The organism is Colwellia echini (assembly GCF_002843355.2).
Taxonomy (GTDB): Bacteria; Pseudomonadota; Gammaproteobacteria; order Enterobacterales; family Alteromonadaceae; genus Colwellia; species Colwellia echini.
In genome coordinates, this window is sequence record NZ_PJAI02000003.1 from 227,283 (window position 1) to 250,260 (window position 22,978).

Sequence of the window (22,978 nt, forward strand, 5' to 3'; positions counted from 1 at the left end):
CTGAATATGTAATACTAATTCAGAGCAAATTTCACACCAAAATAAATACCAAAGAAAATACTAGAGGTAATGCCATTAAAAATGCCCCGCCATAAGCGCTACACTTGAGCATTAACTTTTTTAGATTAAAAAATACAGAATGGAATATGCCCGTAGGCATGAAGAATGTGCAATAAATATTGTAATATATTCCTAGCGGGTAAAGTCACTTAACTTTAATTGTTACTAAGCAAACGTTATTGTCACTACACAACTAAACCGCCTGACCGCAGGCAAAACCACTCGCCCAGCAAAATTGAAAATTGTAGCCTCCGAGCCAACCGGTTACGTCGATTACTTCACCAATAAAAAACAAGTTTTTCTGCCTTTTACTTTCAAAGGTTTTGCTAGAAAGCTCATCGGTGTTTACGCCTCCCAAGGTAACCTCGGCCGTTCTGTAGCCCTCAGTTCCATTGGGTTTTATCTGCCATGCGTGGATATATTCACTTAACGCGGCTATTTCAGGGTGATTGAGTTGCTTTACGGGTTTGTCGGCAATTACGCCTTCTTTTACTAACACTTCAACAAAACGTTTTGGTAGTACAGTTGCTAATAAATTTTTAACCGATTTATCGCCTTGCTCACTTTGCCATTGGCTTAATGTTTGACTCAGGTTGTGTTCTGGCAATAAGTTGATGGTTACCACCTGCCCTGCGCGCCAAAATGATGATATTTGTAATATTGCAGGGCCTGATAAACCGCGGTGGGTAAACAAAATGTTTTCTTTGAATTTAGTGCCGTCTTCACTGCTAACTTCGGTAAATAAGCTAATGCCAGATAAACCATCAAAACGTTGTTTGTCGTGTTCGTGCAAGGTAAACGGCACTAACGCTGCTAAGGTTTCTAGTACGTTTAAGTCAAACTGTTCGGCAATTTTATAACCTATGGGTGTGGCGCCAAGTTTTGGCATGGTTAGTCCACCTGAAGCAACTACTAACGACTTACATTGGTATGTTTGTTCTGTGGTTTTAATCAAATAATTATATGTTTCTTCTGCAGTTTCAGCGGCATTAAGTTTTTCTACTGAAAGTACTTCGCTACGCAGCTTTACTTGCACACCAGCCCACTCACATTCGGTCATCAAAATATCTACTAAGTCTTGTGCGCTGTTATCACAAAATAATTGCCCTAAGGTTTTGTGATGATATTGCAAACCGTGGCGGTCAACTAAATCAATAAAGTCTTGTGAACTGTAGCGACTTAATGCCGATTTAACAAAGTGTGGGTTTTGGCAAAGGTAATTTTCGGGGGTAGCATTTTCATTGGTGAAGTTACTACGCCCGCCACCACTAATTAATATTTTTCGTGCCGGTTTTTTACCCATATCAACCACAACAACACTTTTACCGCGATATCCTGCTTGTGCTGCACACATTAAACCTGCTGCGCCTGCGCCAATTATTAATACGTCTGTTGTGATCACGGTTACACCTTAAAGATAAATGTCTTTGATAAATAGAAATAAGCTTGAAATAGCGGCTTAATTATAAACTTTATGCAAATAGGCCGTATATAAAAAGCTTGAATAAAGCGTTTATTCGCGGCAAATGTCGTAAATAACCTGAATTAGGGATAAGCAAAATGCTACAACAGCCTTAATTATCCGTATTACTGCGTTTTGATAGCTCCCAATAACCCGTTATTGGCTTCGCTTTCCCGCCTTGTACTACGAATAATTAAAACTATTGTAGATACGTGAATACAAGTAGTTGATATTTTTATACTTTACAATTTCATTATCCCGAACTCAGGTTAAATACCAACAAAATTAGCGCTGAAAATAAAGAAGCGTAAAGAACTGTGTGGTTTCTGTAAATGTTAAGTAAAGCTATGAACTCTTTGCTTATGCGCTTATCTATTGCGGTGCACAGTAAATCACATTTGTTTGCACTTTGTTTGCACTTTTGTTTTTTAAAATAACCTATAAATTTTATTTATGTACTTATTTTACGTACTTCATTTACGGAATAGCGATGAAAAAATTAACGCCTAAAACTAACACCTTAAAAACTTGTTTAGCATCAAGTTTATTACTTTTTACCTTATTCGGTTGTGATGACAGCGAAAGCACTAGCGGCGAAGGGTATGTAAAACTTTATAACCTGTCGGACGATGCGCCTGCTATTTATTTAACTATTGATGAAGATCTTAGCATTGAGAGTGATGACGATAACGACCATTATGAATCGACTTATACGGGTATTGCTAACGGTAGTGCACACAGTAACATTACCCTAACGAGCCAAGCCTACGAATTTCAATTAGCATGGCAAGATGATGACAGTACAGATGTGGCTGATTTAGCGGTAATTTATGAAAGTACGCTGACCATTGCCGAAGATACTATTCAGATGGTTGTATTAAGCGGTAGTATTTTATCGCCACAGGTAATGGTTTATAGCATTCCTGAAATTGATGAAGATGATGATGACACTTACGATCTTTTCAACATGAGAGTATTAAATATGCACTCAGGTGGAGAGGCGATTGATTTTTATATCTCTACTGAAAATGAAACATTTAACGAAGCCATGTTATTTGGTCAGTTTGCTTACCAAGAGTTGTCTGATAACCAAAAACTAGATCAAGATGACTATATTTTTTACATCACTGCTGCCGGTAGTGACGAAGTATTATTTACATCAGCTAGTATTCCTTTTTCTTACAGTTCACAAAACATTATGGTGATAAAAGACAATAAAGGTGCCGGCTCTTCGCCTTATTCTTTAGATAAAATGTCTGATTCTGCAGTAATTGAATATTCAGATACTGAAGCTGAAGCACAATTTCGCGCCTATAACTCAGTTGCTAACCAAGAAGAGTTGCCTAACTACAATGAAGTGCTTTCGTTGCACCTTAACGGAGTAAGTGATGAGCCTATTATTGCCGATCTTGCTTATGGCGAAGTAAGTGCTGATTTAGTGTTAACAAGTGGCGATTACAGCTTAGACATCACCACAGGCGATGAAAATTTACCTTTGTTAACTAACCACTTATTGTCAATTACTGAAAACACTAATAAAACAGTATTTATTTATTCAGAACAAACCTATGTTGATGACGATAATGATGGTGATATTGATGAAAACAATGACGGTATAATTGATGAAATTGAAGTAGACCTATACACCTTAACCGTGAGTAATAGCCTACTAACAACTATTTATACGCATGAAGTTGAAATAGTTAATTTAATTCAGTCTGACGATTTTTCACAAGCAGTTGTTTACTTTGTTAGACAAAATGAAACTATTGAAACAGCTTTGTATAACAAAGAAGTTAATTATAAAAACAACAGCTCTATTTACTTAAAAAACAATACCTATCAAGTTTTTGTAGTAGCTAAAAAGAATGGCAGTTCAATTATTTTAAACACCTTTGACTTGATACTTGATGAAGACTCTACCGAACAGTTTTTAGTGCTTGAAAACGATGAAAATGCGCCAACAGGTTTTAAAACCACCATGTTTAGCCAAACACTTGCAACAACCGAAGAATAAAACTTAGTTAGATGTTAACTAAAGAAAGTTCTGCAACTTTTAAAGGCTCAAATAGTGTTACTTCATTTGAGCCTTTAAATAAAATTGTTGTTGGTCAAATCGAGTTGAGCTTTTTAAATCGTGCTGTATCTTGTTCAAAGCAGTTAATCACTACAACCGGATTAGAGTTTAATTTACTGGCATTACTCATGCAAAATGCCAGTGAAATAGTAACTAGAGAGAAAATCGCTGAGCAAATATTTCAGCGTGACTTACATCGTTGTGATAAAAGCATTAATAGTCACATACTGAATTTACGAAAGAAGTTTTTGTCTGTGTCATCACAAGCTGTGATTAAAACGGTTAGAGGTGAAGGCTATATTTTTATCCGTTAGTTTATTAGCTAATTAACTTAGGAACTAGCTTAGCTAACTAGCTTATTTGATTGCAAAAAAAACCTCAAAACGAGTTCACGTTTTGAGGTTTTTTTATGTTTGATTCACATTAAGCAAACCAAAAGCGAATGACACTATTCAGTCATTATGCTTGTAGTGCCTGTTTTGGCTAGCTCTGCTAAATCTTTATCAACGAAGAATAAGGCATGGCCATCGTTACCTACTAAGTTAATTTTATCTAGAATACCTTTAAATAAAGTTTCTTCTTCGTGCTGCTCTGAAACATACCATTGTAGGAAGTTAAACGTTGAGTAGTCTTGATTCGTAAATGCTTCATGTGCAAGTGAATTAATACGTTCAGTGATCAAACATTCGTGTTCATAAGTTAGTTGAAATAACTGACCTAACGATTGAAATTCATGTGGCGGCGCATCAATACCACCAATAATAGGTAAAGCACCTGTTTCACTTACGTAAGTAAATAAACGGTTCATGTGTTGAATTTCTTCGTCTGCGTGCTTACGTAAAAATTCTGCTGCGCCGGCAAAGCCTTTTTCTTCACACCATGCACTCATTTGTAAATACAGGTTTGAAGAGTAAAACTCTAAATTAAGTTGTGCATTTAACTTTTTTACCATTTCAGCTTTTAACATGATTTCGCCTTTAATATTTTAAGTGCGGCGATCTTGCCTTTTTATCAGTATTTTTTCAAGTGATAAGTGTAACTTTTAGTGACTAAATAAATAAAAAAACCTTATTAACCAATTGGTTAATAAGGTTAATCATTCTTGTTTGTGTTCTTGTATTCGTTATTCTTTATGTTGTTAATTAGCACTTTAAACATAAAAACATGATATGAATTCAAGAATACGTATAGATTATAATTGCTTAAGTACTTCTTCAGCTTTACTTACTTCAAACGATTTAGGTGGTTCAACATTTAAGTGCGTTACTTTGCCATTTTCAATAACCATAGCGTAACGTTGTGAACGAATACCACCAAAGCCAGCAGTGTCCATGCTTAAACCTAAAGCTTTAGTGTAACTGCCGTCGCCGTCAGCAAGCATCATAATATTTTCAGCATTTTGTGCCGCGCCCCAAGCGCTCATTACAAAAGCATCATTTACTGACAAACAAATAATTGCATCAACACCTTTAGCTTTAAACTCGTCAGCCAATACAACATAACCAGGTAAATGCGCTTCAGAACAAGTTGGTGTAAATGCACCAGGTACGGCAAATAATACTACTTTTTTATTGGCAAAAAGCTCAGCAGTATTATGGCTAATCATCTCGCCATCTTTACGCTCTTGAAGTTCGCCAACTGGCATTGCACTGTTTTGTTCGATCATGGTTTTTCCCTTATATATTAATGGATAAATGATAGTTATACGTTTAACTTACATCGGTAATTTCATCACGCTATACAGCTGACAAAGCTTAGCACAATAATACCCTAAGACGCTTTATTTAGCGTTAAACCAATATCATTTACCTGGTTACTCACATCAATTGAAATAACGTTAGACAGTTGTTGAGATTCACTTACTTCTTTATCAACATTTGCCATAGCTTGTTCAAAGGCAATAAAGTGACTGCGCTGTAACGTTATTTGCTCTAAGGTGTTTTGCGCAACGGTTGCTGAAACTTGCGCTTGTCCTGTTACTGCTGTGGCAGTTTCTTGTAATTCGTCGGCAACGATACGTTGATTATGAGATGCTTTTTCAATATCTGTGATAATACCTTCAATTGAATTACTGGCGCTTTGTAGTTGACTTAAACGCTCGGAAATTTGTTTAAGTGATGATTGTGTTTTACCTGCCAGTTGCCTAACCTCATCAGCAACCACTGAAAACCCTCGGCCGTGCTCACCTGCCCTTGCCGCTTCAATAGCCGCGTTAAGTGCCAGTAAATTAGTTTGATCGGCAATTGAGCTGATCACATCAACAATTGAGGTTACCGATTCAACCGAATTAAACAACGAGGTAATAGCGCCTTTGCTTTCTTGTGCAGCCAAATTAGTAGACTCACTCGCGGCTAATACTTGCGATACATGATGCTGACTTACTTCCATCGCTTCTTTAGTTGCTTGTGCATTACTAACAACTTGGCTTGAAAGGGTGTTAACAGTTTCAGTTGCCTCACCTAAGGCTTCCATAATAGTACGTGCGCCCTGCACATATTCACTGGTGGTTTGTGAAGATTGATAAATGCTTTTAACTTGAGTTTCCATGGTAGTTAAGGCTTTAGAAACTAAATCTAGCTGATGAGCTTTTTCTTTGTCGTCTTGCGCTAATTTATTTACCATATGATTAAAGCTGGTAGATATTTCTCCAAATTCGGTGCTTTTATCAATATTACTAATGTTGTCGACTTTACCTTGCTCCATTAACTGAACAAAACTGTCACGTAAGTTGCGTAGCGGTTTTAAAATAACATTGTGTTGTAACCAATAATTAGTTAATAAAAACAACACTAAAAAGACTAATAAACCGATAACAATAACAGTAAGTTGTTCATTTATTTTGTCTTGGTCTTGGGCAATTCTGGTTTCACCAAGGATAATGGCGTTTTCAATATTACTTACCTGCTCAGCCAATAATGCTAAGCCTATTTCACGCTGCTGTTGTTGCGCTACGGTATTTTCTAACTCACCTTGATAACGGTTAAATAACGAATTTAGCTCACTTATGGCTTCACTACTGAGATCTTCTTGATCATCACTATCGCCCAATAAGTCATCGTCTTCTTCAATGCTTTGATCGTAAATGGCTAATGGTTTATGGGCCGATAAAAAACTGCCGGCAGTTTGTAGCTCTTTTATTAACGGTTGTATAGAGCGAATATTAGGATTTTTATTCGTAAAAACACTTTCTCTGGCAGTAATTAAATTAGCCAGTGAGTTACTAATTTGCTGTACTTTCGCCAAGTAATTAAGCTGCTCTTGCTCTGATAATTCAGCTGTTTGTTGTACGTACTTTGCTAAAGAGTTATTGATAGCAACCATGTCTTTTTCGCCATTACGTAGCAAAATTAACGGATCGCCACTTAACTTACCCATAGCGCGAAATTTGGTGTCTATATCATGAGAAAGTGACTTAGCTTGCTCTTCTATTTCTATAGAAAGTTTAGCTAGGTTTAAGCTATACGTTTGTTTAACGATAAGATCTAATTGGCTTTGTGCTTTATTTAATAAGCTCGCATCACCAGTTTGTAAATACTCAACAATGGTTCGATTAAAAGTGATGGTGGTAAGTTCAATAAGCTTTTGATAACCCTTATATTGTTTTTGGCTTTTACTTAACGATTCACCAACATGATACATGGTTGCTAAAAAAATAATGGCAAAAATACTGATCGCCGAAACTGACAATCGAGAGAAACTCGAGACTCGCATAATGAATACTCTTTAAAAACTACAGAGATAATAATCACGCAAGAATATGACGATAATGTTACAGATTGATGACAAGCTAAGGAACCTATTACGATATAATTTATCGTAACGAATCATTAACTTGCCTATTACGACCTATATACGTGTTTTAACTTATGCTTTTTCTGACACTAGCGGTCTTTGGTTAGCAAGGTGTAACGACGGGGAGTAAATGCCTTCTTTTGTAAAGGCTTCGTTTACTCGTAAAGTGATGTCAGTTTCTAAAGCTTTTTCGTATTTAGTATCAAGTACATAAACTTTGACGGTGAGTTTGTAATACACCATGTTATTGCTCATTTCTTGTAGTACCAAAACATTGATAGGTTTTTTTAAATAAGCGAATTTACTTAAGGCTGCCGCTTCTCTAACAATGTATTGCGCTAGTGTCAGGTTTTGATCTACCGCGATAAAAAACTTTATCGCTACTTGCATGTCTAGTTCACCATAATTACCACAAGAGGTTATACCGTTTAAAAAGATGTTGTTCGGAATAGTTACCACATTATCATCTAAGGTGTTCATTTTTACCGAGCGGATACCAATAGCAATAATGTCTCCGTATTCGCCGCCAAATAAAACCCTGTCGCCCACCTGAAACGGACGATCGAACATAATAATAACACCCGCAATAACCGACGCCGCCAAGTCTTTAATAGCAAAACCGATGGCAACCGCTAATGTACCGCCAAGCAAGGCGATAAGCTCGGTACTAAATTCGAAGCTGATAATTGTAGCAGTAGCAATGGAGAAGAAATAAATAATAAACTGGAAAAACACTAATGACTTTTGCAGTAGTAAACGTTTTTCAGCGAACACTTCACTTAAATCATCGACAACTGATTTAACCATTTTCAGCAATAGCCAAACGCCAATAAATAACAGCAAGGACAAAAATAGGCCACTAGGTTTTACCATGGTTGCCAAAGTGCTAATAACTTCTAACTCTGGAGGTTCTGTACTTTCTGCTTGTGCTATTACTGGAGTAAAAAACAATACGCTAAGCAGTAGTTTAGTTAGTTTTTGCTGTGCAATTTTTTGTGACGTAAGTTTTGTTATTAATACTTTCATAAAACTCTTCATTAACTCGTACTCCTTGATCGCTTAGTTGCTTAGTAAGTTTTGACGATCTAAAAACTTAGTGATCGCTCTAAACCAAAGCCAACTAATTTGATAACCACCGTCAGCGTCTTCAATAAATTTTTGCGCTAAGCAAGTAGCCAAGGCGCTATTCACAACTAAACCGTTTAATCTTAGGTTTTCCATAATTTCACTTGTATCTGCTCGACCAAATTGCAAAATAACCCTTAAAACCAGCAAGGTATTAATATCGAGTCCTTCAAGACGTTTAATGTCTGGAGAAATAGGCAAGGTTGCGAAGTGTGCATTTTTTTGTTTAATGATCGCACCTGCATATTCTCTAATGGCAATAGCAGGGTTACCTTCAGCATAACTCCAAATCATACGGTATATACCCGAGCGGTTACGATCAGTTAAATTGACTTCTTCAATATCAACTATCTGACGTGGAATATATAAATGCTCATACGTAGGTAAAATATTAGCAATTTCACTACGTTGCGTTAGTAAGTTACTGATATTCTCTTCTGACCAAGGGGAAAGTTTAACTTTACGGTTGAAGAAGCCTTGCGAAATACTTAACGCATTAATTAATTGCCACGCATTTGATTCAAACGACATAACCCACAAGGCCTGCCCTCTTAAATCATTAATTAAACTTAATAAGCGTTTTATGTTTTTCTGTCCGCCTGCCGTAGGTGACATTAAGTAGTGCACGTTATCAAGTAACATTACATTGATATTTTTAGCTTGCATCGCTTGCACTATTTCTTCTGTGCTTATATTGGTTGTATTAACCACGTCGTCTTTATTTATTTGCTCAACCGGCAAGCCTAACTCGGAAATTAATTGGTAATAAATATTATCGAAACTTGCACCACAGTTAATCAATATATGGGTAGGATGCTTTTCTGCAATAATAGACAGAAAGGTAGTTTTACCTAAGCCTCGTTCACTGATCACCGCTAAATGACTTTTTTCACCTATCGCTAATAATTCATCTATTTGAATGAGTTCTTTTTCACAGACACTTTCATTAACAAAACTTTTATCGCGCACTAAATGCTCTCGTTGCTCTATCGATAAGCTTTCTTGATCGGTTAATGAGGCGAGAAATTCTTCGTTATCTCTAATTAAGCGGCTACGATAAAGCTCTGTGGTTAATCTGCGCCCAGTTTCTAAGCGTGATATAAGCTGTAAAAATGTTTTGGTAATTGCAAAATAAATACAATAGGCAATACAAATATTACCATTGATGAAACCTCTGACACCTCGAGGTTTTTGAGCGATTATTTTAGCCCATTCAGACGCATCACGTTCTGTACGAACAAAAATAAAAGCATTGTTTTTCCATGCGAAAATAAAAAAGAAATATATAGGTACGCCAGCTAAAAATAATACTGAAGTAACCCATGAAGATATGGCCGCTTCATGAATAAATAATAACGTTAAATCTTGCACGCCCATGTAAACACCAAAACCAAAAATGGAGAGTTTTAATGCCCATATTTGCTTGGCTGATATTTCTTTAGTAAGCGCTTGCTTGCCCCGAGAGATTAATGTGCTAAGTACTTTAAATACAAATAAAGTAAAACAAGACCAAAAAGATATAGACCATATAAGATCATCTAAAAGTGGTATTTGTAAGAAATCGAGTTTGAATACCAAAACATAGATAAGTAACAACCATTCAAGCGGCGCACGCGTTTGGTTGATATACCAAATAAAGCGCGCCACTTGCACTCTGGTTTGCGTACGCGGGGTAAGCACACTTTTTTGTAGGTTAGTCAGTATGGTAGAAAGTTTTTTTCTACTTAACCTAAATCCAATAAGAATAAGTAACAGACTTCCTACTTCAGTTAATAAGCTGAAACTTGATTTTGCGAATCGTTTTGGTAACTCAGTAATTCGTTGGCTAACTTTTTTATAAATAACGTAAAATTGAATGCGTAAATAACGCCATTCCATGATGGTTTCATCAATACCGATAGGCTTAAAGCTGGTGTGGTTTTCAATAAAAGTGCTGCTTGCTACATTAAAGACACGACCTCTTAAGGTGAAGTAATCTTTTAACTCAGCATAGTCTGACAAAAATAACTGTAAAGCCCTATTTTTTTGCGCTTGGCTTGGCTTCGGCTCAGCGAGTGTGGATTGATGGGATATTGACAAATCGAGCGAGGTTGTATTTATTTTATTAAATAAATTATCTATTTTTTCAATTATTACCGGATTTAAACGCGCATAAAATGCGTCATATTCTTCAATATCATGCTCATCGGCATTTATTTTTTCTACTAACTCGTTAAATTCATCTTCAAATAAGCTAAGTTTACTTACCTGAGTTTTAACTACCTTTTCACTATTTACTAAAGTAGGTTGATTAATAGTGATAACAGGCTCTGAAATTTCCAGCTGAACTGGAGTCTCAGTTGCCGATTGCACTAAAGCTTGCGCATAGCTGGTTTGATTAACTAAAAGACATGAACAAACCAACAATAAAATGTTGAGCACTAAAATACGTTGCAAACTGCGAGCGGCCATAATATTCCTTGGCGAGTTAATATTTTAAAAATACCCGGTTAAGTAAGTAGCAAGGGTACTATGCCTCTATTTCTACAAAGAATAACCCTTTAATATTAAACGTTATAGCTTTAATTTATATTTTTCAATGCGTTTTTTAATTTTAGTTATTATCAACTTTTTACTTTTAGTTTTATCAAAGTGAAAGTATGCAAAAGTGCAAATCAGTTAGGTTTAATTCTATGAGATAACTTGATGATTTATATTTATAAGCTATAAAAATATAAATAAACAGGCTCAGCAGAATGTTAAGTTCAGGCAAGCCTTTTCTGTCTAGTCGATAGCGCTTTATTAACTTATTGTTTTTAATCGCTACAAATTAAGTGGTTGGTTTGGGAATGGCGAGATTCACGTATACGTCGAATCTATTTTTTTTCATGTTGATACTCATCGACGGTTTTTTGTTAGCAAGCGGTGGTGCATAACTTGGTCTTTTCACCACAACGCGGTATTTAGCAAGAGCTAAAGCCGGTTCAAGCAAACCGTCGGCATCAAGATCTTCTCCCACTAAAGATTGAAAAATGCGCATTTCTTTTTTAACAGCGGCTGATTTTTCACGATGTGGAAACATAGGGTCGAGGTACACCACGTCAGGCTGATTGGCTAAGTTCATACTTTCAATTGATGAAGCATGAATAAGCTGCATGTTTTGCGCAATATCACCCACTTCATTATTAAGTTTAGCGCGTTCAATTCCATCATCAAGTAACGCTGCAACAACCGGCATACGTTCCATTAAGGTTAATTGACAACCTAAGCTGGCTAATACAAAAGCATCTCGACCTAAGCCTGCGGTGGCGTCTAATACGTGTGGGGTAAAACCATGTTTTAAACCAACCGCTTTAGCAATATCTTGACCACGCCCACCACCAAATTTACGCCTATGAGCAACAGCACCTTCAACAAAATCAACTTTGATTGCACCTAACTTTGGCTCGTCTAATTTACATAGCTCAAGTACGTGTTGGTTCATTTGTAATATAAATTCTAATTCTGGTTGCTTACTCGCTGAGGCAGCATCGCCTATATAGTTAAACTGCCATTTTTTGGCAAGTCGTTTAGCATAATCACTATCTACACTGTCTACATAACCTAAGGCAATATTAGATAGCGCTTCATTCGAACTTTCTTCATGCTGAAGTATTTCGCTAGAGATTGTTTTAGACGTTTTATTGTTACTCATTGGCTTCCTGTATTTACCTGCGTTAGGTAATATTTATTTCATGTGGTAATGATATCGCGCTAATGTTTATGCGTTACGGTTAATGAGATAGTGTGTTGCATTATAAAAGCCGCAGTACATTTTGTCTGTTATTAACTCGACAAAATGACCGCTTACCTATAATTGATAGTAAAATAGTCATTTTCAGCTGTTTTTTAGAGGTTTTTACTCATAATTTCAACACTAAGCTATTAACAAATCGATTGTAATTAGATTAAAATGATGTGGCTATTTAACCTATATTTGGTTAAATATATTGCTTAAGCGTATCACTTTAATATGCAATTTGAATAAGCACCTTATTTTTGAGTAAAACTCATAACATAAAACAGGAATAACCTTTGTCATTATCAGATGCCGTTAGTAAACATTCAGTAACACCTAAGCCGCAACTTTGCGCGGTAACGTTATTGGGAAATTTAGTAGCAACACCGGATATTCGCTATAAAGCCAACCCTGCAACCGCAATAACTGAAATTGTATTAGCGACTTCTAGTAAATGGTTAGATAAAAGTACCAATACCTACAAAGAGTGGACCAGCTATCATCATGTTAAAGTAGAGGGTGACTTGGTTGAGCAAGCATTATTACACGCTAATAAAGGTGATATTATTTTATTGCATGGTTACCTAAGTAATATTAAACCTGTATCAAGCAATACTACGGCAACACATCAAGATATTGTACACGCTAATTTTGTGCAAAAATTTCCTAAAGGTTATACTCAAGCCATTAATCAAATTCACTGTAGTGCACTGTTAACCTCAAAACCTAAGTTAATGCTTACTGAACAAAATAAGAATATTACCCAAGCCACGGTTGTTATTAACCAACATATTTATGATACCTACAAACAAGCTTGGCAAACTATTTCAGTTGAAAGAGCTATTCACGCTTGGGGCAAACAAGCAGAATATTTGGCTGAAAATGGCGACATTGGCGACGAACTGATGATTGAAGGTAGGTTAAGTTATACCAATGGCGCAAGTAAAGATCAGTTTATTGAAGCAAAGAATGTACATTTGTTTGCTTCAACATAAAGTAAAAATTAGCACCACGTGAGCTAAAAATAACAATAAAATTAGTAATTGAACTATGGATGACTCAATTAATGCTTACATTACGAAAACTTAAAATACGGCGCACAAATATTTTATCTTGCTTACTATTATTCGTTAGCGGTTTAATAAGTGCCGCAGACAATAGTACTGTAGGGAATAGCTTAATAAGTAAGAGCTTAGTAGAAAATACCGATACCTCTAACCAATATGTATTAGAGAAAATAGCTCAAGCACCGCAATTAAAAACAGCGAATAATCAGTGGTTGTTATTAGAAAAAGCAGGCAATAACCAGCATTATTATTTGGCCAATCAGCAAGGTGAAATTTATCAGTTAGATCAACTTGATGCTAATAATACCGCGTTATTACTTGATATAAAGCGCCTTACTCAAGAAAACTCTCTGCTAAAACTTACTGCTTTTACCTTACATCCTAATTTTTCATTACGCGACCAACCAGGTTATGGCCTTTTTTACACCGCGCATGTAGAAAAAAACAATACCAAGCAAACTAATCGCTTACACGAACCATCAATTAAACAACAAATTGATTTTGATGCGGTTGTTACTGAATGGCAGTTAACACTAGGTAATAAAATTGATCTAACAAGCCGTCGAGAAATACTAAAAGTAGCAATTCCTTCAGCAAATAATAGTATTAAACAATTAAGTTTTAATCCGCACAGTACCTTTTGGGACGAAGATTTTGCGCAGCTTTATATCGCTATTGATCAACACCCATCACTAAAAGAATACCCGTTATATTCTGGTGTTATTTTACGTATTCTTCCTAAAAAGTTGCCATTAGCAAATTATAGCGTGCCGCAGGACAATCCTTTTTTAAAGCATGCAAAAATAGCAGAGCCAATTTACGTGTTAGGTACAGGTCAAATAAAACAATTTATTTGGCCTGACAAATACTCCAATAAAATACTAATTTCTCATCAGTACACAACTGATAGTAGATCACATAATCATGAAATACATAGTGTATCGTATGCTTATGGCGGTGAAGATTGGCGCAAGCAAGCACCCGATAAATTTTTATTCAAAAAGATAAATTCAAGCAATATTTCAAGTCAAAGTTTAAGACAGAGTTCAGATCAAAGTTTAAGACAGAGTTCAGATCAAAGTTCAGGTCAAATTTCAAAGCCAAGCGCTAATTCAACCTCACCTAAAACCCCAATTATATATACAAATTTATTAACCTATCATGGCGAGGATGTACCTACATTACGTAATAAATTATTGTTTCTTAGCCAAGAAAATCAACAATGGCAACTTAGCTCATTATCCAGCAATAAAAAAACAGCTAGTTTAACTGATAATATTGATCCCCAAAACATGCCCGCAATAGCCGTAGAATGGCAAATCCCAGCAACAAATATCAATGCCAAAAAACTTTCTTTATATCAAGATAATCGAGGCGAACTACTTTTTTTTAATGAAGCTTCAGGGGCCATTTATCAATTATTTCAAAAGGATGAAATTAGGCATTTAGAGCAAGACAAAGTGTCTGTTCAACAAAGTGGCGTAGGTGGTGTTGCTTTATTTTTTATCTTGGTTTCTGGCTTGTTAAGCAGTTATATTTTTTACCAAGTAAAAGTACAAAAACGAACCGCTAAATCCTTAATACGCAGAGAATATTCAGGGATTAAATTAACGGATGATACCTTAGCGTTAAACTTATTTAGGCGACACCAGAAAAAAGCTGAAACAGTGTTGGAGTTGGTTGATGTTGTTCAATGTCAGGTTTTAATTGGAGACTCTACAATAGCGACGCTTGGCTCAAGCTCGACAAAAGGCTTTAACGATCAGCAAGAACAAGAACTACGGGCGTTATTTCATAACGAACAAGTATTAAAAATGGTTGATGGTAAAGTTCGACGTATTAGCTTAATTATTAATACGCGTGATAAAAATAACTATATTGATAGTTACGTCATTTGTTTATATATGCGAAGAGGTAGCGACAGATTAACCAAACAAAGTTACTTTGAAGTCGTTGATGATGTTATTGATTGGTGTTGGTATTTTTCCGAGCAATTTAATAGTGAACAAACTGGGCAACGCATTTTTAAGCCGAAATTAACCGCTGACGATATCGCCAGAGCCGATCATAAAACCCATGATGTTACGCCATTACATGCACAAGCGGCGAAAGTTAGGCCGACCGTACAACTTCAACATGCTAAGCAAGAGACATTAAATCCCGAAGAATTAGGTCCCGAAGAATTAAGCCCCGAAAAACAATCTAGCCTTGAAGAATGTGATAGTGATTTAAAAGATGTTTCACATCAAGAAACTCAATTAGTGTATGATCTGGAAAAACTTATTGAGTTAAAGCAACAAGGCTTTTTAACGGCTAAAGAATTTAAACAAGCCAAAACAGCTTTATTACAAGCCCAACACTTAAATAATCCAGATAAAACAGACGACTCCTAGTATTGTCTACGTATGTAAGGTGTGTTTACTAAAAGTGTTTTTAATTTATGCTAACTAAATTAGTTCGACTACTTTCCCACAAACGAACCATTAACATATTAGCGAGCCTTATTATGATAATGGTTATCGTGATTTGCTTTATGCAATGGTTATCGCTGTCACCAAACACTACTCAACTATTCACGCCCGCACAGATAACCGCAACTGAAAATAACAGTACCCCAAGCGCAGCTACGGTAACTGAAGACTCAAACAGTTTTAATTTACAACAGTGGGTAATTAACATAGCTCAGCAGCTTAACTGGCAAAATGCCGATAAATCTTTGTTTTTTAATGTTGTTATATTATTTAGCTTTTTATCAATAGCGACCAGTATTGGCTTACCTAGGCAAATAGCGGCTTTTGTAGCGGGTATTAATTTAGGCGTGTTATATGGGGTTATACTGGCAACCCTAGCGACAACGCTAGGTTGTTTAATTACCTTTAGTGTGTCGCGATATTTATTAAGCGATAAAGTTGCCCGTAAATACCCAACTAAAATAGCAAGCCTATCTAAATTTTTAGGTGAACAAACATTTTTAAAAGCCTTGGTGATCCGTATATTTCCGCTTGGCAGTAACTTTTTAACCAATATTATTGCCGGTGTCAGTAAAATTTCCATGACCGCTTATGTTAGTGGTTCTTTTGTAGGCTTTATTCCACAAATGCTTATTTTTTCATTAGCTGGTAGTGGCATAAGTTTAGGGGCAAAAAATGAACTTATTGCTAGTGCATTCCTCTTTATTATTGCTTTGCTGCTTTCCGCTTATATGTATAAAAAACATAAACAAAAAAACGACACTGTTAAAGAAAGCGTTTAATTTATGTTTAGACCTTTATAAAAGTAAGCTCTGCTCAATTTTATGATGCACATCTGTTGCTTCAATTAATGATTTTGCTGTTAATCCTTCAACGCTATACACCTCAGTGGTTACGCCATATTTTTCTTTTACTTTTAAAAGTAGTCGGTCGAAATCGCCATCGCCTGAGAGCAATATCACGGTATCAACGTCTGCTGCAGCTTCCATTATGTCGATAGTAATACCAACATCCCAATCGCCTTTGGCTGAACCATCTTTGCGTTGAATATAAGGTTTTAGTTTTACCTCAAAGCCTATATGTCGCAGCGCTTTTTGAAATTTTTGCTGTTGATCATCACTACGCTGAATCGCATAAGCGTTAGCAATTGTAATATCACCTTGCGCCATCAGCTCTTGCCACAATAAGCGGTAATTAAACTGCTTAGCAAATGCATCACGCGTGGTGTAATAAATATTTTGTACATCAACAAATACGGCAATTTTTTTCAAAGCTTAGCTCCAGTTAAAAAGAAATTCATCGGTCAATAAATAAAATGTTTTTATAAACGCACAGCTTACTACAAACCAAGACAATATTATCCAATGATGCTAAAATCCCGTTTATATAATCGTTCGTGAATAATCTGAGCAATACAAAATGTTAGTCTTACGTTCTTTTTTTTATTTTTTATTAAAACTTCCACTTAAGTTTCTGGTTCGCTGCAAAATAATTACTGACAGTCAAACAATTACTGAGCAACCTAAACAACCTATTTTTTACATTGTATTACGTAAATCAGCATCTGATTTATTGACATTGCAACGTGCCTGTAAAAAGCAAAACTTGCCTGATCCTCTCGGCCAAGTCACCATAAACGGGGCAACGTTTGATCGCACTTTCTGCATTGAAAATCCAACTCCTATTTTCTCGTGGCGAAAAGCTTGTAAAACCACAGCTACTACACAGGGTTTAGCATTGTTAAACCAACATGTACTAGATGAAAACCTTGATGCGAAACTCATTCCTGCTAATTTAATTTGGGGAAAAATGCCGACTAAAGAGCGTCGTAATCTTAATATTGGCACCTTAATCGCCGATCAAGAATCACCTAGTTGGTTACGCAAATTTTTCATCGTGTTGTTTTTAGGTCGTGATACTTTGGTTCGCTTTAGTGAATCTTTTTCGTTCAGAGAGATTACCGACGATCATGGCAGTGATGAAACCGCAGTACACAAGTTCTTACGAGTAGCTCGTTTTCATTTTCATCGCCAAACTATCGCCGCTAAAGGCCCTAGATTAATGCATCGTAAGCAAATGTTTACCGCCTTATTTGCCAATCCATCAATCAAGCGAATGATCAGTGACGAAGCTAAAAACAAAAAAGTTTCCGAAGCTGAAATTAAGAAACAAGCCTTAGCAATAATGGATGAAATTGCCGGTGATTACAGCGTGTCTTGGGTACGTTTTGGTGAGGTAATTTTGCATTGGTTATGGGCGCGGTTATACAGTGCTATTAATGTAAGTAACGCCAAGGTATTACGTAAACTAGCGCAAGAAGGCCATGAAATTATTTATGTGCCTTGTCATCGCAGCCATATGGATTATTTATTACTTTCGTATGTATTAATTCAAGAAGGATTAGTTATGCCACGTATTGCTGCGGGTATTAACTTAAACTTCTGGCCTGCTGGAACAGTGTTTAGAAAAGCCGGAGCCTTTTTTATTCGTCGTAGTTTTGGCGGTAACCGTTTATATTCAACTATTTTCCGTGAGTATTTAGGCTTACTTTTTGAACGTGGTTACAGCGTTAAGTACTATACCGAAGGTGGTCGTAGCCGAACTGGACGCTTATTAGCACCAAAAACAGGTATGCTTGCTATGAGCATTCAAAGCTTACTTCGTGGTATAGACAGACCACTCACCTTAGTACCTGTATATCTAGGTTATGAACATGTAATGGAAGTAGGTACTTACCACAAAGAATTAAGTGGCAGTGAGAAAAAAAGTGAATCTATCTTTGGCGTACTTAAAGCAATAAAAAGCTTACGTAACTACGGTAACGGTTATGTAAACTTTGGCGAGCCAATGAATATTAATGAGTTTCTCAACAACGAAGTGCCAAATTGGAAAGAAGCGATTGATCCAATAGACCCACAAAAACCAACATGGCTAACTCCTACGGTTAATGGTCTTGCTGAAAAAGTAATGGAAAATATCAATAAAAGTGCAGCATTAAATGGCGTTGCCTTGATTGCTTTAATTTTACAAGCCAGCAAAAACAAAGCCTTGTCTAAGCTTGAATTAGAAACACAACTCGATTTTTTCTTAAACATACAACGCCAAGCGCCATTTAGTAAGCAATTAACCGTACCTGAAGAAACTGCTGCTGAGTTAATAGCGCATGTTATTTCACTGAACAAGGTAACTGTTACAGAAGACAGTTTTGGCAGCATAGTGTCGCTTTCTGAAACAGCAAACCTGGAAATGCGTTATTACCGAAATAATATCTTACATACCTACGTAGTGCCTGCCTTAGTATGTCGTTTACTAGATAAACACAATAAAATAAATCAAAATGACTTGGTTACTAAAGTACAAATGTTAGCTGCATTATTAAAAGAAGATTTATACCTTTATCAAGATGCCAAGCAAATTGAAAAGCAAACATTGCACATTTTAACCGTGTTAGAAAGTATGGAAATAACTAAACAAAGTAAAGCCGGATTCTGGTCACTTTCAGATAATATACATCAACTTAGCCAAGTACACGCTATGGCTGAATGTGTTGACGAAAGCTTGCAGCGTTTAGCTATTGTTACTTCTTTAGCAAGCCGTTTAGCACCGATAAGTAAACGTGATTTAGAAACTAAAGTTGTTGCTATTGCACAACGATTATCGGTATTAAATAATATTAATGCGGCTGAGTTTATTGATAAACGCGCGCAATCAACCTTGATATCCACTATTCGTGAACAAGGTTATATTAGTATTAATGACGAGGGATTATTAGTAACTGAGCACAGTATGGTTGAAATGAAAGCAACCGTTGTTAACTTGGTTGATATTGAAGTGTTGCAAAGCATTGCCCGTTAAAACGTCAAAGCCAGGTGTTAACTCTGTATAAAAAAGAGATACAGCAGGATGATACTTGGTAAATTCAATATTCAAAAAAACACCACTACGTTTTAACTAGTGGTGTTTTTTTAGCTCAAATTAAACCTGGTTAGACATGAGCCTAATGCATTTGATTAAGTTTACATTATTAAGTGCTCAGGAAAACTCAATATCAACAACAGTACAATTATCTGCATAATAACAAAAGGAATTACACCTTTATAAATAGTGGTTGTTTTCATCCATTTTGGCGCAACGCCTTTTAAATAGAATAAACTAAAGCCAAAGGGCGGTGTTAAAAATGAGGTTTGTAAATTCATTGAAATTAATATCGCAAACCACACTAAATTAATATCTAAGGCGATAGCGACGGGTAATAAAATAGGTACCACCAAAAAAGCTATTTCAATAAAGTCGATAAAGAAACCCAAAAGAAGAATAGCGAGCATAGCGATAATAATAAAAGTCCATTTTCCGCCCGACATATCTAAAAAGAAATCTTCAATTATATATTCACTGCCTGAGTAACTAAATACCATGGCAAATGCGGTTGCGCCAATAAGTACTGCGAATACCATTGAGGTAACTTTAACGGTTTCTTTTGATATTTCATGTAACTTACTAAGCGAAAATGTACCGTAAAACATTGATAACATTATCGCCCCAACAGCGCCAATGGCCGAAGATTCAGTGGGTGTTGCAACGCCCGAAAAAATTGAGCCTAATACCACGAGAATAAGTACCAAAGGCGGTACAATATCTTTTAACGCTTGTACCATCAATTCACGTTTACTTTCTGTAACTTCAATCGGCGGCATTAGATCAGGTTTTATTTGACCTAAAACTAAAATATATAAAGTATAAAAAATAACAAGTAACATGCCCGGTATCACCGCAGCTTGAAATAAATCTCCTACTGGCACGCCCATTACATCACCTAATATAATCAAAATGATAGACGGTGGAATTATTTGCCCTAAGGTGCCTGATGCGCAAATGACACCTGCGGCCGTGGGCTGGTGATAATTATTTTTTAACATCACTGGTAAAGATATTACCCCCATAGCCACCACACTTGCGCCAACAACACCTGTTGAAGCCGCAAGTAGAGTACCAACAATAATAGTGGAAATTGCAACACCACCTGAAATACCGCCAAATAGTTTTGCTGATGATTCTAATAACCGCTCAGCCAAACCTGTTTTTTGCAGCACAATGCCCATGAAAATGAACATTGGCACAGCCATCAATATGGTGTTTTTCATAATCGACATGATGCGATAAGGCATAAAAGCGAAGAGGTCAACTCCTAACACTGCAACGCCAACAATAAGAGATACACCGGCAAAGGTAAAAGCAACCGAATAACCTAGAAATAAACAAAAAAGTGCGACAACAAATAAAACTAAACCAGTCATTATAACTCTCCCTGGTTTTTATACTTATTATGTACACCAAGCGTGGGGATGCCTCGTAATATTTGAATATTACTGAGTATCACATGCAAAATAGCCAGTACTAAAAAGCAAGAAGCTAAAGGGATTACACTGCGTACAATCCAGCGATGCGGTAAACCACCAGGATCGCCGCTGCCCTCGCCCATTGAATAAGCTTCAAGGGCATAATCGTAACCGTAGTAAAGAATTAATAGGGTGATAGGTAACGCTAGAGCAACCGAGCCGAATATATTAATAACCGCTTTCTTTTTCGCTGACATTACATCATAAAATATATCAACCCGTACGTGTGCGTCTTCTTTTAAAGTATAAGCAATACCAAACATAAACATAGCGGCAAATAAGTGCCATTCTAGCTCTTGCATACCAATACTTACGTCATTGAAGAAATAACGCATAATGACATCATAAAAAACATTAGCGATCATCAGTAGCATTAATAAGCTACAAAGGTTACCTAATATATCGATAATTTTACTGATTATTTTCAGACTCGTATTCATTTATGGGCTCTTTGGGCTCTTCTATTTTATTAATATTGTTAATTGATAGCTTAGATGTTTTCGTCTTTATTAAAACAAGAAAGCGCGGCTAAAAAACCGCGCTTACCATACAGCAATGTATTAACGCTGAAAACTGGATAAACAATATTACTCATCAAAGTTATCTAAATAAGCTTTCTCAGATAAATCTGTCCATGCTCTAATTTGATTTTTATAATCATTTAATGATTTTAAAATCTCTGCGGTCACCGGATCTTTTGTTGCAAACTCGTTTAGTAAATCATCATTAGTTTGCTTAATAGCATTCATCACGCTTTTTGGAAAAGAGCGCATTTTTATATCAGGGTAATCTTTTTTTAGTGACGCTAAATTCTCACCGCTGACATGCATAGATTGTGCGTACATATCGTAAGCAGCCGCTTTCATGGCTACCGTTAAGATAGCTTGTAAATCTTTTGGCAGACTATCATAAGCTTTTTGATTAACCATAAATTGTAACTCTGCACCTGGTTCATGCCAGCCTGTATAGTAATACGGCGCTATTTTATGAAAACCCATCCGTAAATCTAATGACGGTCCAACCCACTCTACTGCGTCAATAGTATTACGCTCTAATGCGGTATATAATTCCCCTGAAGGGATATTTATTGGTTTTGCACCTAACTTTGCAAGTACTTCACCAGCAAATCCAGGAATACGAATTTTAAGGCCTTTGAAGTCCTCAACTGAATTAATTTCTTTTTGGAACCAGCCGCCCATTTGATTACCAGTGTTACCACCAGGAAATGACATGATGCCGTACTGGTCATATACTTTTTTCATTAACTCCATGCCACCGCCATAGTAGAACCAAGCGTGACGTTCGGATGCAATCATACCAAATGGAATTGTAGTGAAAAATTGTGCATTAAAGTCCTTACCTTTCCAGTAATAAGACGCAGAATGTCCCATTTGATATTGACCACTTTTAACAAAATCAAAAATACCTAAAGCGGCTTTATGTTTGTTTGCTGAATCGATACGAATAGTGAACCGACCGTTAGACATTTCTTTGACCATTCTGGCCATATTTTTAGAGGCATCACCAAAAATCGGAAAATTAGGTCCCCAAGTCTCCGCTAAACGCCAGCGATATTTTTTATCATTATCGGCACTTACAGAAGCTGTAATCCCCAACAAGGTTAATCCAAGCGACACTAATAAAGTCGCTTTTATCAAAATAGATTTATTCATCCGTTTATCCCTTTTAAATCATTTTTTTAATTATTATAAGTATTTAACCTGAGTTCGGGATAAGCAAAATGCTACAACAGCCTTAATTATCCGTATTA

At 36.2% G+C, this 22,978-nt stretch carries 17 protein-coding genes; 6 read left to right on the forward strand and 11 right to left on the reverse strand.

The genetic code is table 11. The features are described from left to right. Positions 1 to 253: 253 nt before the first annotated feature. Complete coding sequence (locus CWS31_RS04940) at positions 254 to 1,462, reverse strand: BaiN/RdsA family NAD(P)/FAD-dependent oxidoreductase (RefSeq protein ID WP_101344763.1); 1,209 nt, start codon at positions 1,460 to 1,462, stop codon at positions 254 to 256. A 550-nt stretch (positions 1,463 to 2,012) separates the two neighbouring features. Between CWS31_RS04940 and CWS31_RS04945 the strand changes: the two genes are divergently transcribed. Continuing rightward, a complete protein-coding gene (locus CWS31_RS04945; protein ID WP_101344764.1) occupies positions 2,013 to 3,539 on the forward strand; it encodes a DUF4397 domain-containing protein in 1,527 nt (508 codons plus the stop codon). 11 nt (positions 3,540 to 3,550) lie between these two features. Further along, on the forward strand, positions 3,551 to 3,913 hold the full coding sequence (locus tag CWS31_RS04950; RefSeq protein ID WP_101344765.1) for a winged helix-turn-helix domain-containing protein: 363 nt from the start codon (positions 3,551 to 3,553) through the stop codon (positions 3,911 to 3,913). A gap of 134 nt (positions 3,914 to 4,047) precedes the next feature. On the opposite strand, the gene ftnA is transcribed toward CWS31_RS04950, so the two are convergent. The 6 genes from ftnA to CWS31_RS04980 form a co-directional block, all read right to left on the reverse strand. After that, the gene (gene ftnA, locus CWS31_RS04955; protein ID WP_101344766.1) at positions 4,048 to 4,566 is read right to left on the reverse strand and encodes a non-heme ferritin; all 519 of its coding nucleotides are present in this window, start codon (positions 4,564 to 4,566) and stop codon (positions 4,048 to 4,050) included. 225 nt (positions 4,567 to 4,791) lie between these two features. Continuing rightward, positions 4,792 to 5,265 (reverse strand): peroxiredoxin, encoded by a 474-nt coding sequence (locus tag CWS31_RS04960; protein WP_101344767.1) that lies wholly within the window; start codon positions 5,263 to 5,265, stop codon positions 4,792 to 4,794. Positions 5,266 to 5,369: 104 nt separating this feature from the next. Continuing rightward, a complete protein-coding gene (locus CWS31_RS04965; protein ID WP_101344768.1) occupies positions 5,370 to 7,310 on the reverse strand; it encodes a methyl-accepting chemotaxis protein in 1,941 nt (646 codons plus the stop codon). 153 nt (positions 7,311 to 7,463) lie between these two features. Next, a complete protein-coding gene (locus tag CWS31_RS04970; RefSeq protein WP_101344819.1) occupies positions 7,464 to 8,417 on the reverse strand; it encodes a mechanosensitive ion channel family protein in 954 nt (317 codons plus the stop codon). A 33-nt stretch (positions 8,418 to 8,450) separates the two neighbouring features. Beyond that, positions 8,451 to 10,967: an AAA family ATPase gene (locus tag CWS31_RS04975; protein ID WP_101344769.1), complete on the reverse strand. Its 2,517-nt coding sequence runs from the start codon at positions 10,965 to 10,967 to the stop codon at positions 8,451 to 8,453. Between the two features lie 358 nt (positions 10,968 to 11,325). Continuing rightward, the gene (locus CWS31_RS04980) at positions 11,326 to 12,189 is read right to left on the reverse strand and encodes a class I SAM-dependent methyltransferase (protein ID WP_101344770.1); all 864 of its coding nucleotides are present in this window, start codon (positions 12,187 to 12,189) and stop codon (positions 11,326 to 11,328) included. 380 nt (positions 12,190 to 12,569) lie between these two features. Here CWS31_RS04980 and CWS31_RS04985 point away from each other — a divergent pair, with 380 nt between their 5' ends. The 3 genes from CWS31_RS04985 (at position 12,570) to CWS31_RS04995 (ending at position 16,593) form a co-directional block, all read left to right on the forward strand. Beyond that, positions 12,570 to 13,268: a single-stranded DNA-binding protein gene (locus tag CWS31_RS04985; protein WP_101344771.1), complete on the forward strand. Its 699-nt coding sequence runs from the start codon at positions 12,570 to 12,572 to the stop codon at positions 13,266 to 13,268. A gap of 71 nt (positions 13,269 to 13,339) precedes the next feature. Further along, positions 13,340 to 15,733 (forward strand): PQQ-dependent sugar dehydrogenase family protein, encoded by a 2,394-nt coding sequence (locus CWS31_RS04990; protein WP_101344772.1) that lies wholly within the window; start codon positions 13,340 to 13,342, stop codon positions 15,731 to 15,733. Positions 15,734 to 15,846: 113 nt separating this feature from the next. After that, the gene (locus CWS31_RS04995) at positions 15,847 to 16,593 is read left to right on the forward strand and encodes a TVP38/TMEM64 family protein (protein ID WP_246143368.1); all 747 of its coding nucleotides are present in this window, start codon (positions 15,847 to 15,849) and stop codon (positions 16,591 to 16,593) included. A 15-nt stretch (positions 16,594 to 16,608) separates the two neighbouring features. Here the strand turns inward: CWS31_RS04995 and CWS31_RS05000 are convergent, their stop codons facing one another. Continuing rightward, on the reverse strand, positions 16,609 to 17,082 hold the full coding sequence (locus tag CWS31_RS05000) for an NYN domain-containing protein (protein WP_101344774.1): 474 nt from the start codon (positions 17,080 to 17,082) through the stop codon (positions 16,609 to 16,611). A gap of 148 nt (positions 17,083 to 17,230) precedes the next feature. On the opposite strand from CWS31_RS05000, the gene plsB reads away from it, so the two are divergent. Beyond that, positions 17,231 to 19,666, forward strand: coding sequence for a glycerol-3-phosphate 1-O-acyltransferase PlsB (plsB, locus tag CWS31_RS05005; protein ID WP_101344775.1), 2,436 nt, complete (start codon positions 17,231 to 17,233; stop codon positions 19,664 to 19,666). Between the two features lie 161 nt (positions 19,667 to 19,827). Here the strand turns inward: plsB and CWS31_RS05010 are convergent, their stop codons facing one another. From CWS31_RS05010 to CWS31_RS05020, 3 genes are all read right to left on the reverse strand, one after another. Beyond that, positions 19,828 to 21,105, reverse strand: a complete 1,278-nt coding sequence (locus CWS31_RS05010; protein WP_101344776.1) for a TRAP transporter large permease — start codon at positions 21,103 to 21,105, stop codon at positions 19,828 to 19,830. Then, complete coding sequence (locus CWS31_RS05015) at positions 21,105 to 21,647, reverse strand: TRAP transporter small permease subunit (RefSeq protein WP_101344777.1); 543 nt, start codon at positions 21,645 to 21,647, stop codon at positions 21,105 to 21,107. The genes CWS31_RS05010 and CWS31_RS05015 overlap by 1 nt, the downstream gene beginning before the upstream one ends. 147 nt (positions 21,648 to 21,794) lie before the next feature. Beyond that, entirely contained in the window at positions 21,795 to 22,880 is a 1,086-nt protein-coding gene (locus CWS31_RS05020; protein ID WP_101344778.1) for a TRAP transporter substrate-binding protein, read from the reverse strand. Positions 22,881 to 22,978: the final 98 nt, after the last annotated feature.

What these genes read in the sequence shown, in the direction of transcription:
- CWS31_RS04945 (WP_101344764.1), top strand. Translation starts at nt 2,013, where the DNA reads ATGAAAAAATTAACGCCTAAAACTAACACCTTAAAAACTTGTTTAGCA.
- CWS31_RS04950 (WP_101344765.1), top strand. Translation starts at nt 3,551, where the DNA reads ATGTTAACTAAAGAAAGTTCTGCAACTTTTAAAGGCTCAAATAGTGTT.
- ftnA (WP_101344766.1), bottom strand. Translation starts at nt 4,566, where the DNA reads ATGTTAAAAGCTGAAATGGTAAAAAAGTTAAATGCACAACTTAATTTA.
- CWS31_RS04960 (WP_101344767.1), bottom strand. Translation starts at nt 5,265, where the DNA reads ATGATCGAACAAAACAGTGCAATGCCAGTTGGCGAACTTCAAGAGCGT.
- CWS31_RS04965 (WP_101344768.1), bottom strand. Translation starts at nt 7,310, where the DNA reads ATGCGAGTCTCGAGTTTCTCTCGATTGTCAGTTTCGGCGATCAGTATT.
- CWS31_RS04970 (WP_101344819.1), bottom strand. Translation starts at nt 8,417, where the DNA reads ATGAAAGTATTAATAACAAAACTTACGTCACAAAAAATTGCACAGCAA.
- CWS31_RS04975 (WP_101344769.1), bottom strand. Translation starts at nt 10,967, where the DNA reads ATGGCCGCTCGCAGTTTGCAACGTATTTTAGTGCTCAACATTTTATTG.
- CWS31_RS04980 (WP_101344770.1), bottom strand. Translation starts at nt 12,189, where the DNA reads ATGAGTAACAATAAAACGTCTAAAACAATCTCTAGCGAAATACTTCAG.
- CWS31_RS04990 (WP_101344772.1), top strand. Translation starts at nt 13,340, where the DNA reads ATGCTTACATTACGAAAACTTAAAATACGGCGCACAAATATTTTATCT.
- CWS31_RS04995 (WP_246143368.1), top strand. Translation starts at nt 15,847, where the DNA reads ATGATAATGGTTATCGTGATTTGCTTTATGCAATGGTTATCGCTGTCA.
- plsB (WP_101344775.1), top strand. Translation starts at nt 17,231, where the DNA reads ATGTTAGTCTTACGTTCTTTTTTTTATTTTTTATTAAAACTTCCACTT.
- CWS31_RS05010 (WP_101344776.1), bottom strand. Translation starts at nt 21,105, where the DNA reads ATGACTGGTTTAGTTTTATTTGTTGTCGCACTTTTTTGTTTATTTCTA.
- CWS31_RS05015 (WP_101344777.1), bottom strand. Translation starts at nt 21,647, where the DNA reads ATGAATACGAGTCTGAAAATAATCAGTAAAATTATCGATATATTAGGT.
- CWS31_RS05020 (WP_101344778.1), bottom strand. Translation starts at nt 22,880, where the DNA reads ATGAATAAATCTATTTTGATAAAAGCGACTTTATTAGTGTCGCTTGGA.